This is a genomic window from Streptomyces sp. NPDC031497, assembly GCF_055580905.1.
On the sequence record NZ_JBVIKO010000027.1, the window covers coordinates 56,150 to 71,818 of the forward strand.

Consider the following 15,669-nt stretch of genomic DNA (forward strand, 5'->3'; position numbering starts at 1 on the left):
GGGTGGTGGCGGCCGGGACGGCACACCGGTCCGCGCGCTTATGGAGGCCATCGGATCCGCCGATGGCGGGACCGGAATCCGCGGCGGGACCGGGCGCTTGTGGACTCCCGTCACCTCACGGACGAGGCGACGGGACGACCGGTTCGTCCCCTGCATTTCATACCTGAGGACATCTCATGGGAACTGTTGATCTGACCGGACGCGTGGCCCTGCTGACCGGCGCCACCAGCGGTATCGGTGCCGCGACCGCGACCCTGTTCGCCGAACGGGGCGCTCATGTGCTGGTCGCGGGACGGGACGCGGAGCGCGGCGAGAAGGTGGTCGCGGCCGTCCGGGAGCGCGGCGGCAAGGCCGACTTCCTGGCGGCCGAGCTGCGGGACGCCGACTCGGTGCGGCAGCTGGCCAGGCGGGCCACAGAGCTGGGCGGCGGCCGCGTGGACATCCTCGTCAACAACGCCGGCATCTTCCCGTTCGGCGCGACGGCCGAGACGCCGTCCAGCGATGTGGACGCCGTCTACGACCTGAACGTGAAGGCGCCGTTCTACCTGGTGGCCGAGCTGGCACCGGGCATGGCCGAGCGTGGGCAGGGTGCGATCGTCAATGTCAGCACGATCGTCGCCGAGTACGGGCTCGCGGGCATGGCGCTCTACGGGTCGAGCAAGGCGGCGGTCAACCTGCTGACCAAGGCCTGGGCCGCCGAGTTCGGCCCGCGGGGCGTGCGGGTGAACGCCGTGGAGCCCGGCCCGACCCGTACCGAGGGCACGGCCGCCATGGGCGACGACCTCGACGCCCTGGCCGCCCAGGCGCCGGCCGGCCGGCCCGCCGAGGCACGGGAGATCGCCGAGGCGATCGCCTACCTGGCGAGCGACACGGCGAGCTTCGTGCAGGGAGCGATCCTGCCGGTCGACGGCGGCCGCACGGCCGTCTGACGCACCGGGGGCGCCGGAACCTACCGCCCGGCGCCCCGCCCGAGTCCGGCGGCATCCCGCCCGGGGCTGGTGGCGTCCCGGCCGGCTCGGGCGGCGTCCCGGCCGTTCTCCGGAGGCGTCTCCGGGTCCGGCCGTCTTCGGAGGCGTTTCCGGGTCCGGCCGTGTCCGGCGGGCCGTGGCGGTGTCCCGGTCGTGTCTGGTGAAGCGTCAGGCGTCTGCGGTGGTCCCGGTCGTGTCCGGTGGTGTCCGATGGTGTTCCGGCCGGCTTCGGCGATGCGGCGGCCGTGTGCGGCGGGGTGGCCCCGATCGCCGTCGGTCGGTGTCGGGTCGGGGCGTGCGGGTTCAGGTCCGTGACTGGCGGTCCAGGGCCGTGATGAAGCGGCCCAGGTCGCGGCGGCGGGAGTCGGACGGCCATACCGCCCAGGTGCGCCGTACCAGCGGGTGGCCGATCAGCGGTGACCAGGTCACACCGTCGGGCAACGGCTGCTGCCAGCCCGGCGGAGCCAGTGCGAAGGCCTGCCCGGAGGCGACCGCGGCCAGCTTCACATCGGCGATCAGCGCCTGCCCCTCGGGTGCCTCGGGACCGAGATCCAGGCCGTGCCCGCGCAGGATCGCGGTCAGCTCGTCGTACCAGGCGGGGCTGCCGGCCCGCGGGAACCCGACCCACTGCAACGTGCCGAGCGCGTCGAGTGGGATGCCGTCGGGCCCGGCCAGCTCGGCGGCCTGTTCGACGGCGACCAGCACACCGAGTCTCTCCCGTACGACGAGCAACGCGTCGAACTCCGGCCCCGACGGCCGCTCCCGCAGGAGGCCGACGTCGAGGTCGGCGGCGCGCAGCGCGGTCAGCTGCTGCGCGGTGGACAGATGCCGGGCCTGCACCCGCGTCTCCGGATGCGCCTCGGCCAGTTCGGCGAGCGCCGGGTCGAGCAGCCCGGACGGCAGCTCCAGGGGGATCCCGATGCGCAGCGCCCCGCCGCCCGGACCGGCGTACCCGGCCATCAGCCGCAGCGCCTGATCATGCCGGGCGAGCACTGCCCGTGCCTCACCGGCCAGCGCGGTCCCCGCGTCGGTCGCCCGCACCCCGCTGCGCCCGCGCACCAGCAGCCGCACACCCAGCTGCCGCTCCAGCCCGCTGATCGTCTGGGACAGAGCGGGCTGGCTCACATGCAGCCGCCGCGCGGCGGCGGACAGCCCGCCCTCCTCCACCACCGCCACGAACGCCCGTAGCTCCCGCAACTCCATGCCGCCCATGCCATCACGCCCGGCGACGGGAGTCACGCGCTTGCACAGTTCTCACGCGGCCTATCTTTTATGGCGATAACACTTATCTCCGACTATCTATCCCAAATGGGAAAAAGTGGAGCTTTCCGCTCGTTGGTATGTACGACGGTGAATAACCGGTAGGTCTGTATTCGCCGCCGATGGAAACCACCATCGAGGATCGGAGTGCTGCGATGTCGCTGACGTCATCCGAACGTCCGTACGCCGCTCGCGCGGGCACGGTGACCGCCGAGACCAGGAACCTCACCAAGCGCGGGGAGCGAGCGCGGCACGGCGACCGCTCGGGCGCCCTGCGCGCCGCGGTGTTCGGCGTCAACGACGGCCTGGTCTCCAACACGGCCCTGGTGATGGGCTTCGCCGGGTCCGGCGTCTCCGGTTCCGCCGTCCTGTTCGCCGGAGTCGCCGGACTGCTGGCCGGAGCCTTCTCCATGGCCGCCGGCGAGTACATCTCCATGCGCAGCCAACGCGAGGCCTATGAGCGGGAGATAGCGGTCGCCGCCGATCAGCTGCGCGTCGACCCGGGCGCCCACGAGGCGGAACTCGTCCGGGTCTACCGGGACAAGGGACTGGACGCGGACGACGCCCGGCATGTCGCGACGACCATCATGCGGGACCACGACACCGCCCTGGACACCATGGTCCGCGAGGAACTCGGGCTGGACCCGGACGAGTTGGGTTCGCCGTGGTCGGCGGCGTTCTCCAGCCTCGCCTCGTTCGCCGTCGGTGCCCTGGCCGCCGTACTCCCCTACCTCTTCCTCTCGGGAACGGCCGCCCTGCTCCTGGCCGTCGCCCTGGCGGGCAGCGCCCTCTTCGCCGTCGGCGGTGCGATCGGCCTGCTCACCGGCCGGGCGCCGCTGCGCTCCGGGGCCCGCCAGCTCTTCGTGGGCGCCCTCGCCGCCGCGGCCGTCTTCGGGATCGGGCATGTGATCGGCACCAGAGTCGGCTGAGCCCGGCCGACGGCACCACCGAACGAACTCATCACGCACGGAGGACAACCATGCGCAGCACCACACTGGGATCGACCGGACTACAGGTCTCCCGTATCGCCTTCGGTACCTGGCAACTCGGCGGGGACTGGGGCACCTTCGCCGAGGACGACGCCAGAAAGGCCATCAACCGGGCCCGCGAGCTCGGGGTGAACTTCTTCGACACCGCCCAGGGGTACGGCTTCGGCGCCTCGGAACGCCTGCTCGGAGCCGCCCTGCGAGACGAACTCCGGGGACACCGGGACGAGTTGGTGATCGCCACCAAGGGCGGGCTGCGCCGCACCGGCAGCGGAGTCGCCCGGGACGCGAGCCCCGACGCCCTGCGCGAGGGCGTCGACGCCAGCCTGACCGCCCTCGGCGTCGACCACATCGACCTCTACCAGGTCCACTGGCCCGACCCGGACGTGCCGCTCGCCGAAACCGCCGGCGCGCTGAAGGAGCTGGTCGCGGCCGGCAAGATCCGGCACGTCGGCGTCTCCAACTACTCCGCCGAGCAGATGGCCGAGTTCTCCCGCACCCTGCCGGTGGAGACGCTGCAGCCGCCGTACCACCTCTTCCGCCGCGGGATCGAGGACACCGTCCTGCCCTACACCCGCCGGCACGGCATCGGTGTCCTGGTCTACGGCCCGCTCGCGCATGGACTGCTGACCGGCACCCTCGGCGAGGACACCGTCTTCCCCGCCGACGACTGGCGGGCGAAGAGCGATGTCTTCCGCGGCGAGACCTACCGGCGCAACCTCGGGGTCGTCCACGCACTGGAGGAGTTCGCGGCCTTCCGCGACATGACGGTCAGCCAGCTGGCCATCGCCTGGACCCTGGCCCGGCCGGGCGTGGACGCGGCGATCGTCGGAGCGCGGCGCGTCCACCACGTCGAGGACAGCCTCGCGGCGGCAGACCTCCCGCTCGACGAGACCGACCTCAAGGACATCGACTCGATCATGGCGGCGGCCACCCCGGTCGCCGGGCCTTCCCCGGAGAGTGTGTGATGGCCACATCGACTGAACGGACCGACCGGACTGACCGGACCGAATGGACTGAACGGACCGACCGGACCGGGCAGACAGGAAGGACCCGGGTGGCCGTCCTCGGCACCGGTGTCATGGGCGCCCCCATAGCGCGCAATCTGCTGCGCGCCGGGTTCGACGTGACCGTGTGGAACCGGACCCGGCAGCGGGCCGAGGCGCTGGCCGGCCTTGGCGCGCGGGTCGCCGGGACCCCGGCCGGGGCGGCCGCGGAGGCCGGGTTCCTGATCACGATGCTCACCGACGGCGCGGCTGTGGAGAGCGCGATGACCGGGGCCGACGGTGCCCTGACCGCGCTCGGCCCGGACGCGGTCTGGATCCAGATGAGCACGGTCGGCGTCCACGCCACCCGGCAGCTGGCGGAACTCGCCGAGGGGACCGCCGCGTTCGTCGACGCCCCCGTCTCCGGGAGTTCCGAGCCCGCGGAACGGGGCGAGCTGCTCGTCCTCGCCTCCGGGGATCCGGCACTGCGTCCACGAGTGCAGCCGCTGTTCGACGCGCTGGGCCACCGGACGCTGTGGCTGGACCGCCTCGGCGACGGCAGCCGCTTCAAGCTGGTGCTGAACAACTGGCTCGCGGTCCTGGTCGAAGGCATGGCCGAGACCGTCAGCCTGACCAGCGCGCTCGGGCTGGAACCCGGCCTGGTGCTCGGCACCCTCACCGAGAGCCCGCTGGGATCCCCGTACGCGACGGCCAAGGGCCGGGCCATGGTCGAGCACGACTTCGCCCCGGGGTTCCCGCTGCACCACGCGGGCAAGGACGCGGCTCTCGCCCTGGCGGCCGCCGACCACCGTGGGCTCGAACTGCCGCTCACCGAGGCGTTGCTGAAGCGCTGGGACGAGGCGATCGCGTCCGGCCACGCCACGGACGACGTGGCCGCGGCCATCACCGCGGCCGGCCCGACCCGCCCCTGAGCCCGGCACGGGAGACGCCCGGCCCCCAGCCCGGCGTGGCCTACTGGTTCGACGCCGACGCGCTGGGCACCGTCCCCGTGGTGGTCGAGGGCGTACGGCCCCGGGCGGTGGAGCCCCACGCCCGCGCGCTCTCCGCGGTGCCCGACGTCCGCCGGGTGACCGCGGCGCCCACAGCCGACGGGCCCGCCGGGTCGGGTGTGACCCGGCGGAGCCCGCCGGCCGGAGGATCAGCGTGGGTTCGGCGTCCACGCCACCGGATCGGCTACCAGCCGACGGCGACCAGGAGCCATTGCGGGTTGGCGTGGGAGATGAAGGAGGACTGGCCCGCCACGTCGTCGTAGGGGAAGCCGTAGGCGAGGCGGTTGATGGCGTTGTCGTGCCAGAACTTGGCGTAGTAGTTCGCCGGTGCCGCCGTGTAGAACTGGGCGGGGTCGGACTGCTGGGAGGCCGGCAGGGTGGCGACGTGGCGGTTGAGGGCGGCGCACATGTTCGGGTTGGCCGCCAGGGAGGCCGCGCAGCCGAAGATGTCGGAGGTGGCCGCGGTCACGCCCACGGACTGGGCGTACGAGGTGAAGTAGTTCGCGTTGGCGCCGCCCGCGCGGAAGCTCGGGTCGCTGCCGGGCGCGATGATCCGGTACGGGGCCTGGGTCTGGGCCAGCACGTCGAACTGGGACGGCACCGCGTCGATGAACCGCTGGAACGTGGTGGCGCGGTCCTCGGCGAACGTCTGCCGGTTCTCGCCGACCTCGGTGTCGTAACCGTCCTTGGTGTGCAGCCGCATGGCCAACTTCAGGCCGAAGGCGTCGACGCGGGTGGTGTTTCCGTTGAAGACGTTGTTGCCGACCGTGAACTCGATGAAGTCGTAGTACGCGCTGGTGGGCGAGCCCAGGTAGAAGTACATGCGGCCCGCGGAGTTGGCCGGCATGTCGAGGTAGGGCTGCTCGGCGATGGAATGCGTCTGGCCGTTGAAACTCCAGTACACCTGGCTGTCGGGGTACTTGCCGTTGGTGCGGTTGAGGATCTTCACCTCCACGGCGTTGTTCGCCGCGGGGATGTCGCTGGTGCTGCCCCAGAAGTCGTCCGGCGGGGTGGTGGATCCGGGACCGTAGACCTGGAACTCCCACAGGGAGTAGCCGTAGGGGGTGCCCCGCGCGGTGCCGTAGAGGCGGACGTAGCGTCCGCTGCCGGTGACGGCGAGGCTCTGGGTCCCGCCGGTGGCCGTGGTCGTCGAGTAGACGGTGGTCCAGGTGGCGGCGTCGGTGGAGGTCTGGATCTGGAAGGCGGTCGCGTAGGCGGCCTCCCAGTTCAGGGTGACGCGCGTGAGCTGCTGGACGGACCCGAGGTCGACCTGCAACCACTGCGGGTCGGCGAAGGCCGAGGACCAGCGGGTGCCGGTGTTGCCGTCGACCGCCGCGCTCGCGGGGAAGGACGCGTTCTCGGTCGAGGAGGCGGTGGCGGGCCTGCCCTGGGAGAGCAACTGGTCGGCGGCGTGCGCGGGCGACGGTGCGAGGACTGCGAAGAAGGCGGCGATCAGGACGACGACCAGGCCGAGAGCCGCGCGTGGGCGAACGGCGCCGGCCGGTTGTCTGCGGGTGGGTGCACTGGCGGAACTCTGCATGCGGAGTCTCCTCAAGCCGGTTCGGCGTGCGTGGGGATGGAGCAACAGCAGACATGAGAGCGCTCCCTCGGGTTGTAGACCCAGCGATGTCCGCCGTCAACAACTGAAGCCGAAATCAATGGGGTTGCGACCCTGTTGACGACACGGCGCTGATCCCGGCCCTGCCATCGCGCACAACGCGTACGCAGCCTTCAGTTCCCGACCGCTCGGGCGGTCCCGGGCAGACCCGCTTTTACAACCCTTGACGCGACCGGTACGGACCTTTCCGTGCCGTCATGCCGCCGCCCCGGGAGATCACGAGCAGGTCGTACGGGTCCCCCGGGCAGGACCGGGACAGAGGCTGGTCCCCTGCGCCGCGAGCACCGCACGGCACCCCCTGCCGGGTAGCGCGAGTGTGCGGGAGCGTCCGGTGCCGTCGACGACGTGCGGGCGAGGCCGTCCTGGTGCCGGGCGCCGTCATGTCGATTTCCCGCCTTCGGTGCGTGCGGCAGGTCCATGGGTCCGCGGGCCGGCTCACGCCGTGCCCGGAGCCCGCCTCGTACGGGGCCGGGCCGTCCGTCCTCCCTGGTCCGTCGGCGAAGCGGCGGCGGCCGAGACAGGCCCCGTTCGCGACCGCCTACTCTTGACTCATGACCAGCAGCAGTGACCGGAGCGCGGCAGTGGACGTTCGTTCATCTCAGACCTATGAAATCCGCACCTACGGGTGCCAGATGAACGTCCACGACTCCGAGCGATTGTCCGGGCTGCTGGAGGAGGCGGGATACGTCCGCGCGCCCGAGGGCTCCGACGGCGACGCGGATGTCGTGGTCTTCAACACCTGCGCCGTCCGGGAGAACGCCGACAACCGCCTCTACGGCAATCTGGGCCGCCTCGCCCCGATGAAGACGAAGCGCCCCGGCATGCAGATCGCGGTCGGCGGCTGCCTCGCGCAGAAGGACCGCGACACCATCGTGAAGAAGGCCCCCTGGGTCGACGTCGTCTTCGGCACGCACAACATCGGCAAGCTGCCGGTCCTGCTGGAGCGCGCCCGGGTGCAGGAAGAGGCGCAGGTCGAGATCGCCGAGTCGCTGGAGGCGTTCCCCTCCACGCTGCCGACCCGGCGCGAGAGCGCGTACGCGGCCTGGGTCTCGATCTCCGTCGGCTGCAACAACACCTGCACCTTCTGCATCGTCCCGGCCCTGCGCGGCAAGGAGAAGGACCGCCGCACCGGCGACATCCTCGCCGAGATCGAGGCCCTGGTCGGCGAGGGTGTCTCCGAGATCACCCTGCTCGGCCAGAACGTCAATGCGTACGGCTCCGACATCGGCGACCGCGAGGCCTTCAGCAAGCTGCTGCGCGCCTGCGGCACCATCGACGGCCTGGAGCGGGTCCGCTTCACCTCCCCGCACCCCCGTGACTTCACGGACGACGTGATCGCGGCCATGGCGGAGACGCCGAACGTCATGCCCCAGCTCCACATGCCGCTCCAGTCCGGCTCGGACACCGTCCTGAAGGCGATGCGTCGCTCGTACCGGCAGGACCGCTACCTCGGGATCATCGAAAAGGTCCGGGCCGCCATCCCGCACGCCGCGATCACGACGGACATCATCGTGGGCTTCCCCGGCGAGACCGAGGAGGACTTCGAGCAGACCATGCACGCGGTCCGGGAGGCCCGCTTCACCCAGGCCTTCACCTTCCAGTACTCCAAGCGACCCGGCACCCCGGCCGCGACCATGGAGAACCAGATCCCCAAGGAGGTCGTCCAGGCGCGTTACGAGCGTCTCGTCGCCCTTCAGGAGGAGATCTCCTGGGACGAGAACAAGAAGCAGGTCGGCCGCACCCTGGAGCTGATGGTCGCCGAGGGCGAGGGACGCAAGGACGGCGCCACCCACCGCCTCTCCGGCCGCGCCCCCGACAACCGCCTGGTCCACTTCACCAAGCCCGACCAGGAGGTCCGCCCCGGCGACGTCGTCACGGTCGAGATCACCTACGCCGCCCCGCACCACCTCCTCGCCGAGGGCGCCGTACTGGACGTGCGCCGGACCCGCGCGGGCGATGCCTGGGAGAAGCGCAACGCCGCCGAGGCGGCCAAGCCGGCGGGCGTGCTGCTCGGACTGCCCAGGATCGGCGTACCGGAGCCGCTGCCGGTGACCTCGGGAAGCGGCTGCGGCTGCGACTGACGGCCTGCCGCGATACGGGTGGAACGGAGCATCGACCTGACCGACGTGCTGATCGAGGACCGACCAGGGGCGGCCGCCGCCGCTGACTGACCTTCGGGGGCCGTCGCCGCTACCCTGCCGATCATGCTTGTCGTCGCCGCCGTCTGCCCCTGCCCGCCGCTCCTCGTCCCCGAGGTCGCCGCGGGTGCCGCCCCCGAGCTGGACGCCGTCCGGGCCGCCTGCGCCGACGCGGTGGGCGTGCTCGCCGCCGCGCGGCCCGACCTGCTGGTGGTGGTCGGGCCCGCGGAGAAGTCCGGGCGGGGCGTGTTCCCGCAGGGCAGCCGGGGCTCCTTCCGCGGCTTCGGCGTGGACGTCGGCGTACAGCTCGGCAGCGGCGCGGCCGGTGAGCGGGAGCTGCCTGCCTCGCTCGCCGTCGGCGCCTGGCTGCTGGAGCGCACCGGCTGGGCCGACGCGCCGATCGAGGGGCTGGGCGTGGGAGAGCCCCTGGAGGCCGAACGGCGCCTCCGAACCGGCCGGGAGATCGCCGGGCGGGCCACGCGGGTGGCGATGCTGGTCATGGGCGACGCCAGCGCCTGCCGCACCCTCAAGGCGCCCGGTTACCTCGACGAGCGGGCGGCCCCCTTCGACGCCGAGGCGGCCCGCGCGCTCGGCACCGCCGACCTCGCGGCGATCAAGGCCCTCGACGCCGACCTGGCGTACCAGCTCAAGGCCTCGGGGCGGGCCCCCTGGCAGGTCCTGGCCGGCGCGGCCGAGGACGCGGGCCTCGCCGGGGCGCTGCTCCACGACGACGCGCCCTACGGCGTCTGCTACCTCGTGGCGACCTGGTCCTGACCGCTCCGCGAAACGGCGGACGGCCGGGAGTCGGGTGACTCTCGGCCGTCCGCCGATCCGCGTGGTCCGCCCGGCTCAGGAAGCCGGCGGCGGGCCCTCCGGCCGGGTCGGCGCGGTGGGGTCGGTCGCGTCCGGGTGCACAAACCGGTCCATGGCGTCCTTGGCCCTGCCCGTACCCGTCTGGATCTTGTCGCTGTACTTGCCCTTGGTCTTCTCGTCGACGACCCGCGCGGCCTTGTCGATGCCGTGCTGGAGCTTGTCGATCTTGTCCTCGTGCTGCTGCGCGAGGTCAGAGACCCGGTCCTTGGCCGGGGCGAGCTTGGCCTTCAAATTGTCCAAAAGACCCATGGCTACCTTCCCTATGGCTTCCCTCGCGGGCCGCTATGTGCGGGCGTCCTCGCCGACCTCGTTGTCGGCGGCCTCCTTGGCGGACTGCTGCTGGGGGATCTCGGTGCTCTCGGCGCCGGGGACCGCGACGGGCTCCGGTTCCGTCCGCGCCTCCGCGCTCCCGCCGCCGTCCTCGCCCGGCTCCTTCGCCGCCGTCGCCCCGGCCGCGTCCTCCGCCGTCTCCTCAACCGCCTTCTCCGCAGCGCTCTCCACGGCGTTCTTCACCGTGTCCTCCGCCACGGACCCGTCCGGCTCGGTACCGGCCGGCGCCTCGGTGTCCGGCTCCTCCACGGCCTTCGGCTTCTTCCCGAGGAATCGTGCGAAAATGCCCATATCCACTCCATACGTTACTCGTGTGAGCGAAATCCCGCGTGACCCGGTGCGTCCGTTTGCGCCACCCCGGTCACCGCCTCTCGCCGGCGGCGGGAACCTCGCAACGGGCAACGAAGCCGGACACGGACTGTCACGTAACTCGTTCGAGACCCGCCCCCGAGGTTTGCGAGACTGGTGCGGTGAGCAGCGCACCCCCCACCCCCCGTGTCATCGCCGTTGTCGGCCCCACCGCGGCCGGAAAGTCCGACCTCGGCGTCTTCCTGGCCCAACGGCTCGGCGGCGAGGTCGTCAACGCCGACTCCATGCAGCTGTACCAGGGGATGGACATCGGCACCGCCAAGCTGACGCCCGAGGAGCGCGCCGATGTGCCGCACCACCTGCTCGACGTCTGGGACGTGACCGTCACGGCCTCCGTCGCCGAGTATCAGCGGCTCGCCCGCGCCCGCATCGACGCCCTGCTCGCCGAGGGCCGCTGGCCGGTCCTGGTCGGCGGCTCCGGGCTCTACATCCGCGGCGCCGTCGACAACCTGGAGTTCCCCGGCACCGACCCCGAGGTCAGGGGCCGCCTGGAGGAGGAACTCGCGCTGCGCGGCTCCGGCGCCCTGCACGCCCGGCTGGTCGCGGCCGACCCCGAGGCCGGCCGCGCCATCCTGCCCAGCAACGGTCGCCGTATCGTCAGGGCCCTGGAGGTGATCGAGATCACCGGCCGGCCCTTCACCGCCAACCTCCCGGGCCATGACTCGGTCTACGACACCGTCCAGATCGGCGTCGACGTGGCCCGCCCCGAGCTCGACGAGCGCATCGCGCTGCGCGTCGACCGGATGTGGGAGGCCGGGCTCGTGGACGAGGTGCGCGCACTGGAGGCGCACGGGCTGCGCGAGGGCCGTACGGCGTCGCGTGCGCTCGGCTACCAGCAGGTCCTCACGGCGCTCGCCGGGGAGTGCACGGAAGCGGAAGCACGCGCCGAGACCGTTCGTGCCACCAAGCGCTTCGCGCGCCGTCAGGATTCATGGTTCAGGCGCGACCCCCGGGTGCACTGGTTGAGTGGGGCCGCGGCGGACCGCGAGGAACTTCCGCGGCTGGCCCTGGCGTTGCTCGAACGACCGGTCACAGCCTGATCACGTCATGGCATCGGGATGCGCCACCGGTCATCGAGGCCTCCGGCGCCGTGCCATCATCGAGCTTCGATCGCAAGTGGAGTCCTAGTTGGGAGGGCGCGTGGCGATGGAGGCCGGCCCTCGCGACACCGCACGAGACACCGAGCACGTCGCCGTGGAACCGGGTGATCCGGACGCGGTCGAGGACCGACTGACGCCGGACGGTCCGGACGACACGGTGGGCGGCGGGGTGACCGCCGACGGCCCCGAGCCGGAGGAGATGTTCACCAGCGGCCCCGAGGTCGAGGTCGAGCTCCGCCCGCAGCGCCGTCTGCGCCTGTGGCAGCTGGCCCCGATCGTGGGTTTGGCCGCGGTGGGCTCCCTGATGTTCGCCTTCCCTCTGGCCTTCGACTTCGGCGACAGCGGCGCGGTCATCGCGATGCTTGGCCTGCTGATCTGCTCCTGCGCGGCGGGCTGGGGCCTGACGGCGGCCCGCCGGGTGGGCTACACCCTGCCGGGCTTCCCCGCGCGGGGCTCGGACCGCAGGCCCGACTGGCGCGTGGTGCTCGGATACGTGGTCCTGGTGGCGCTGGTGATCGTCCTGGCTGTCTGGCGCGTGGCGCGACTGCGCTGACAGGCGGCCTGCCTGGAAGCGCCCTGACTGAAGCGTCCGTAAGGGGCGCGGGGCCGTATCGACGTGCGGCTCTGCCGCGCGGGCGCGGTCAGCCCCCACCGGCCCGCGGCCGAAGCACGACGCACCCCTCCCTTACCCTCGAAGAATGAGCATCCCCTTCCTCAAGGGCCACGGCACCGAGAACGACTTCGTGATCGTCCCGGACCCGGACAACGCCCTGGCCCTCACCCCGGCCGCCGTCACCGCCCTGTGCGACCGCCGGTCAGGCATCGGCGCCGACGGTGTGCTGCACGTCGTCCGGTCCGCCGCGCACCCCGAGGCCAAGGGGATGGCCGCCGACGCGGAGTGGTTCATGGACTACCGCAACGGCGACGGATCGATCGCCGAGATGTGCGGCAACGGCGTCCGCGTCTTCGCCCGCTACCTCCAGCGCGCCGGGCACGTCACGGAGGGCGACTTCGCCGTCGCCACCCGCGGCGGTGTGAAGACCGTCCACATCGCCAAGGACGGCGACATCACCGCCGGCATGGGCCGCGCCCGCCTCCCCGAGAGCGACGTCACGGTGAGCGTCGGCGACCGCAGCTGGCCCGCCCGGAACGTGAACATGGGCAACCCGCACGCCGTCGCCTTCGTCGAGGACCTCGCGCACGCCGGCGACCTCTACACCCCGCCCCCCTTCAGCCCGCCCTCGGCCTACCCCGAAGGGGTCAACGTCGAGTTCGTCGTCGACCGCGGCCCCCGCCACGTCGCCATGCGCGTGCACGAGCGCGGCTCCGGCGAGACCCGCTCCTGCGGCACCGGCGCCTGCGCGGTAGCCGTGGCCACCGCCCGTCGCGACGGCGCCGACCCCGCCGTCACCGGAACCCCGGCGACGTACACCGTGGACGTGCCCGGCGGACGCCTCGTCATCACCGAACGACCCGACGGAGAGATCGAGATGACCGGCCCCGCCGTGATCGTGGCCGAAGGCGAGATCGACGCCGAATGGCTGGAAAACGCCGCCCGTTGAACCGGCCGGACGTCGGGAACCGAGGTCGGGGGCGTCGTACAACATCCGGATCCACGGGCCGTGTTGCCCCCGGTGGCGAGAAACGTCGGCCACCCCCCGAACAGGTGGCGCAAAATCGTAAACCTCCAAGTCGTCGCTCGAATGGGTGATCCGTTTCACGCTGGGCGGGAGGCGGTCAGTCGGGCGTGTTGGGCTCGGTAGCATCAAGCACCGGCACGGACGGGGGAATGTCGCCAATCCCTGAGCCGTTGTATGCCCAGGGATCCCGTCCGCCGGTCCACGAGCCGGAGGTGCCCATGAGTGCGGAGGCCACGAACCCTGCGACGCCCGGACCTGTAGTGCCCACAGCGGCCCGCAGGAAGGCCCGCCCCCGGATCGACCTGCGCCGGCTCGGCCGGGCCGCGCTCCTCGGCAACGCGGCCCGCGGCAAGCTGCCCGACGCCATCGGCCATGTCGCCGAGGCACACCGCGCCCACTACCCCGACGCCGACCTCGAACCCCTGCGCCGCGCCTACGTCCTGGCCGAGTCCTCGCACCGCGGCCAGATGCGCAAGAGCGGCGAGCCGTACATCACCCACCCCCTCGCGGTCACCCTGATCCTCGCCGAACTCGGCGCCGAGACCACGACCCTGACGGCCTCTCTGCTCCACGACACCGTCGAGGACACCGATGTGACCCTCGACCAGGTGCGGGAACAGTTCGGCGAGGAGGTCCGTTACCTGGTCGACGGGGTGACGAAACTCGAGAAGGTCGATTACGGGGCCGCCGCCGAACCCGAGACGTTCCGGAAGATGCTCGTCGCCACCGGCAGCGACGTCCGCGTGATGTCGATCAAGCTCGCCGACCGGCTCCACAACATGCGCACCCTCGGCGTGATGCGCCCCGAGAAGCAGGAGCGCATCGCCAAGGTCACCCGTGACGTCCTCATCCCGCTCGCCGAACGGCTCGGCGTACAGGCCCTGAAGACCGAGCTGGAGGACCTGGTCTTCGCGATCCTGCACCCCGAGGAGTACGCGCACACACGGGAGTTGATCGCCGAGAACGCGGCCCGCGCGGACGACCCCCTCGCAGTGATCTCCGACGAGGTGCGCGGGGTGCTGCGCGAGGCCGACATCCCCGCCGAAGTCCTCATCCGGCCACGGCACTTCGTCTCCGTCCACCGCGTCAGCCGCAAACGCGGCGAACTGCGCGGCGCCGACTTCGGCCGGCTCCTTGTGCTGGTCAACGAGGACGCGGACTGTTACGCCGTACTCGGCGAACTGCACACCTGTCTGACCCCGGTGGTCTCGGAGTTCAAGGACTTCATCGCCGTACCGAAGTTCAACCTGTACCAGTCGCTCCACACGGCGGTGGCCCGCGCCGACGGGCAGGTCGCCGAAGTCCTCATCCGCACCCACCAGATGCACAAGGTCGCCGAGGCCGGTGTCGTCGCCCTCGGCAACCCCTACGCCCCGGCCGCCGACCTGCCCGGCGCCGAGGCTCCCGCCGACGGCGAGCGGGCCGACCCGACCCGCCCCGGCTGGCTCTCCCGCCTCCTCGACTGGCAGAAGGCCGCGCCCGACACCGACACCTTCTGGTCCACCCTCCGCGAGGACCTCGCCCAGGACCGCGAGATCACCGTCTTCCGCCCCGACGGCGGCACCCTCGGCCTCCCCGAGGGCGCCACCTGCGTCGACGCCGCCTACGCCCAGTACGGCGAGGACGCGCACGCCTGCATCGGCGCCCGGGTCAACGGCCGACTCGCCACCCTCAGCACCGTCCTCAAGGACGGTGACACCGTCCAGCTGCTGATGGGCCAGGACCCGGCCTCCGAACCCTCCCGGGAGTGGCTGGAACACGCCCACACGCCCGCCGCGCGCATCGCCATCCAACGCTGGCTCGCCACCCATCCGGACAGCACCGAAGAGCCCCACGCCCCCGTCGCCGTACCCACGCGCCCGATCCCGGAGCCCCAGGCACCCACACCCCGCACCGCCAGCGTCGTGGTCGTCGACCGGCCCGACGCGACCGTACGGCTGGCCGGCTGCTGCACCCCCGTACCGCCCGACGAGGTCACCGGCTTCGCCGTGCGCGGCGGAGTGGTCACCGTGCACCGCGTGGCCTGCGCCGCGGTGGCGCACATGAAGGGCACCGGGCGCCCCGAGACCGCCGTGAGCTGGGGTGACAGCACCGCCTGCCGGGTCACCCTGGTCGCCGAATCGTTCGGCCGCCCGCATCTGCTCGCCGACCTCACCGAGGCCATGGCCCAGGAGGGCGCCGAGATCGTCTCGGCCACCGTGGAACCGCCCAGCCAGCAGCGGGTCCGTCATACCTACACCGTCGAGCTGCCCGACGCGGCCCACCTGCCCGCCCTGATGCGCGCGATGCGCAACGTGGCCGGGGTGTACGACGTGGACCGAGCCCAACACCAGTGAGGCGGCCGTCCTGGCCGACGACAGACGCGTCTGAGTTACCCGTTCGAGTGGATCG

General features: G+C 72.1%; 14 protein-coding genes. 10 read left to right on the plus strand and 4 right to left on the minus strand.

Annotated features, from left to right (window positions below):
* Positions 1-176: 176 nt before the first annotated feature.
* Positions 177-929, plus strand: coding sequence for an SDR family NAD(P)-dependent oxidoreductase (locus ACZ5K7_RS38995; RefSeq protein WP_468921540.1), 753 nt, complete (start codon positions 177-179; stop codon positions 927-929).
* A 342-nt stretch (positions 930-1,271) separates the two neighbouring features.
* On the opposite strand, the gene ACZ5K7_RS39000 is transcribed toward ACZ5K7_RS38995, so the two are convergent.
* Complete coding sequence (locus ACZ5K7_RS39000; protein WP_468921543.1) at positions 1,272-2,207, minus strand: LysR family transcriptional regulator; 936 nt, start codon at positions 2,205-2,207, stop codon at positions 1,272-1,274.
* Between the two features lie 176 nt (positions 2,208-2,383).
* Here ACZ5K7_RS39000 and ACZ5K7_RS39005 point away from each other — a divergent pair, with 176 nt between their 5' ends.
* From ACZ5K7_RS39005 to ACZ5K7_RS39015, 3 genes are read left to right on the plus strand one after another with little or no spacing between them, the layout of a single operon-like run.
* Positions 2,384-3,157 carry a VIT1/CCC1 transporter family protein gene (locus tag ACZ5K7_RS39005; RefSeq protein ID WP_468921546.1) on the plus strand — a complete coding sequence of 258 codons (774 nt, stop codon included), beginning with the start codon at positions 2,384-2,386 and terminating at the stop codon, positions 3,155-3,157.
* A gap of 50 nt (positions 3,158-3,207) precedes the next feature.
* Positions 3,208-4,182, plus strand: coding sequence for an aldo/keto reductase (locus ACZ5K7_RS39010; RefSeq protein ID WP_351709770.1), 975 nt, complete (start codon positions 3,208-3,210; stop codon positions 4,180-4,182).
* Positions 4,182-5,132 carry an NAD(P)-dependent oxidoreductase gene (locus tag ACZ5K7_RS39015; RefSeq protein WP_468921549.1) on the plus strand — a complete coding sequence of 317 codons (951 nt, stop codon included), beginning with the start codon at positions 4,182-4,184 and terminating at the stop codon, positions 5,130-5,132. The genes ACZ5K7_RS39010 and ACZ5K7_RS39015 overlap by 1 nt, the downstream gene beginning before the upstream one ends.
* Positions 5,133-5,394: 262 nt before the next feature.
* On the opposite strand, the gene ACZ5K7_RS39020 is transcribed toward ACZ5K7_RS39015, so the two are convergent.
* A complete protein-coding gene (locus ACZ5K7_RS39020; protein ID WP_351709764.1) occupies positions 5,395-6,750 on the minus strand; it encodes a beta-1,3-glucanase family protein in 1,356 nt (451 codons plus the stop codon).
* A gap of 629 nt (positions 6,751-7,379) precedes the next feature.
* Here ACZ5K7_RS39020 and miaB point away from each other — a divergent pair.
* Complete coding sequence (miaB, locus tag ACZ5K7_RS39025) at positions 7,380-8,909, plus strand: tRNA (N6-isopentenyl adenosine(37)-C2)-methylthiotransferase MiaB (RefSeq protein WP_351709761.1); 1,530 nt, start codon at positions 7,380-7,382, stop codon at positions 8,907-8,909.
* A 123-nt stretch (positions 8,910-9,032) separates the two neighbouring features.
* The gene (locus ACZ5K7_RS39030) at positions 9,033-9,740 is read left to right on the plus strand and encodes a class III extradiol dioxygenase subunit B-like domain-containing protein (protein ID WP_468921554.1); all 708 of its coding nucleotides are present in this window, start codon (positions 9,033-9,035) and stop codon (positions 9,738-9,740) included.
* A 75-nt stretch (positions 9,741-9,815) separates the two neighbouring features.
* Here ACZ5K7_RS39030 and ACZ5K7_RS39035 read toward each other — a convergent pair whose 3' ends face one another.
* Positions 9,816-10,088, minus strand: a complete 273-nt coding sequence (locus tag ACZ5K7_RS39035) for an antitoxin (protein ID WP_351709755.1) — start codon at positions 10,086-10,088, stop codon at positions 9,816-9,818.
* 33 nt (positions 10,089-10,121) lie between these two features.
* Positions 10,122-10,460, minus strand: coding sequence for a hypothetical protein (locus ACZ5K7_RS39040; RefSeq protein ID WP_468921557.1), 339 nt, complete (start codon positions 10,458-10,460; stop codon positions 10,122-10,124).
* 179 nt (positions 10,461-10,639) lie between these two features.
* On the opposite strand from ACZ5K7_RS39040, the gene miaA reads away from it, so the two are divergent.
* The 4 genes from miaA to ACZ5K7_RS39060 all read left to right on the plus strand — a co-directional run bounded on the left by miaA (position 10,640) and on the right by ACZ5K7_RS39060 (position 15,614).
* A complete protein-coding gene (gene miaA / locus ACZ5K7_RS39045) occupies positions 10,640-11,578 on the plus strand; it encodes a tRNA (adenosine(37)-N6)-dimethylallyltransferase MiaA (protein ID WP_468921559.1) in 939 nt (312 codons plus the stop codon).
* 106 nt (positions 11,579-11,684) lie between these two features.
* Entirely contained in the window at positions 11,685-12,191 is a 507-nt protein-coding gene (locus ACZ5K7_RS39050; protein ID WP_468921665.1) for a hypothetical protein, read from the plus strand.
* A 145-nt stretch (positions 12,192-12,336) separates the two neighbouring features.
* Positions 12,337-13,200 carry a diaminopimelate epimerase gene (gene dapF, locus ACZ5K7_RS39055; RefSeq protein WP_468921561.1) on the plus strand — a complete coding sequence of 288 codons (864 nt, stop codon included), beginning with the start codon at positions 12,337-12,339 and terminating at the stop codon, positions 13,198-13,200.
* Between the two features lie 296 nt (positions 13,201-13,496).
* On the plus strand, positions 13,497-15,614 hold the full coding sequence (locus ACZ5K7_RS39060; RefSeq protein ID WP_351709744.1) for a RelA/SpoT family protein: 2,118 nt from the start codon (positions 13,497-13,499) through the stop codon (positions 15,612-15,614).
* Positions 15,615-15,669 lie beyond the last annotated feature (55 nt).